The following is a 1448-nucleotide window of genomic DNA, read 5'->3' as shown; positions in this document are numbered from 1 at the left end:
CTGGGCTTAACTGTAAATTCCCCATGCGCATCAAGCTTAAATGGAAAGGACGCTCTTCTGGCATCATGACATTGCACCACACCATGAATCAGAGGAGCATCCGATGGACATCATACCGCAGATCAGCGCTGCCATGCACACCCTGTTGACCACGACGACCGAGGCAATTGCCGCCGCCCAGCAGTATGTCAAACGCCCCGACCGCGCCAAATTCTCTCCCAGTACCCTCGTTCAAACCCTCGTCTATGGCTGGCTGGCTCAGCCAACCGCCACGGTCGAGCAGCTGGCCCAGACGGCCTGCCGCATCGGCGTTGATGTCTCACCCCAAGCGATTGATCAACGCTTCACCATGGCCACCGCTGACCTGCTCCACCAGCTCGTTCTCGCCAGCATCCACCCTATCATCGCCACCAATCCCGTGACCCTGCCCATCCTCCAGCGCTTTGCCAGCGTGCGCGTCCATGCCAGCACATCCATTGGCTTGCCCGATGCCCTGACGAGCACGTGGCGCGGCTGTGGCAATGCGACGACGGGTGGCGGGGCAACCCTTAAATGTGGGGTGCAGCTCGATGTCCTCACGGGCGCGATCACCGCACTCGATCTGGTCAACGGACGCGCAGCAGATCGAGCACTCCCGCTCCAGCAGCAGGATCTCCCGCCGGGCAGTTTGCTGCTCGCGGATCGCGGATTTTACCACTTGGAGCGCTTGCGCAAGCACGATCAGCACGGGGTCTTTTGGATCACCCGCCTGCCCAGCAACGCCGTCGTGGCCTATCCGGGGCACGCCGCGCAGTCGCTCGCGACCTTTGTGCGCGAACTCGGCCCCGTGACCACCTGGGATTGCGCAATCATCGTTGGTAAGGACCAGCACGTCCACGCCCGCCTCGTCGTCACGCGGGTAGCCCAGGCGGTTGCCGATCAGCGACGGGCACGGATTCGCCAGCATGCGCAGCACCAACATCGGATGCCATCAGCGGCGGCCTTGGCGCTGGCCGATTGGAATGTGGTGATCACGAATGCGCCGCGCACCCTGATCAGCCCGACCGAGGTCTGGACGTTGGTGCGGGTACGTTGGCAGATTGAACTGCTCTTTAAACTGTGGAAAAGCCATGCGCGGATCGATGACTGGCGCACCGCCAATCCCGCACGGGTGCTGTGTGAAATCTACGCCAAATTGATTGGGTTGGTGTTTCAGCAATGGCTCTTGGCAGCCAGCAGTTGGCATGATCCGGAGCGAAGTTTGTTCAAGGCTGCGCCGATCGTCGCCGGAATGGCGGGGGAATTGGCCAGCACGCAGGCCGATCCGCCGCAGTTTTTGCGGGTACTCACACGGCTTGCGGCCCTCATCCAGCGCTGGGCGACGACGAACAAACGGCATCAGCCACCAACCACGGCTCAGCGCTTACGGGCATTAACGGCATCATGACCCTAAGCTTGATGCGCATGGG

The 1448-nt window shown here is 61.7% G+C and carries 1 protein-coding gene; it reads left to right on the top strand.

Translation table 11 applies throughout. The annotated features are described in order from the left end of the window. The first annotated feature begins 103 nt into the window (after nt 1-103). Nucleotides 104-1426, top strand: coding sequence for an IS4 family transposase (locus tag ABEB26_RS26840; RefSeq protein ID WP_345725167.1), 1323 nt, complete (start codon nt 104-106; stop codon nt 1424-1426). The last annotated feature ends 22 nt before the right edge of the window (nt 1427-1448 follow it).

The sequence above is a fragment of the Herpetosiphon gulosus genome (genome assembly GCF_039545135.1).
Classification (GTDB): Bacteria; Chloroflexota; Chloroflexia; order Chloroflexales; family Herpetosiphonaceae; genus Herpetosiphon; species Herpetosiphon gulosus.
Note: the sequence above shows the minus strand (reverse complement) of the source record. Positions and strands in the feature narration are given on the sequence as shown.

What these genes read in the sequence shown, in the direction of transcription:
- ABEB26_RS26840 (WP_345725167.1), top strand. Translation starts at nt 104, where the DNA reads ATGGACATCATACCGCAGATCAGCGCTGCCATGCACACCCTGTTGACC.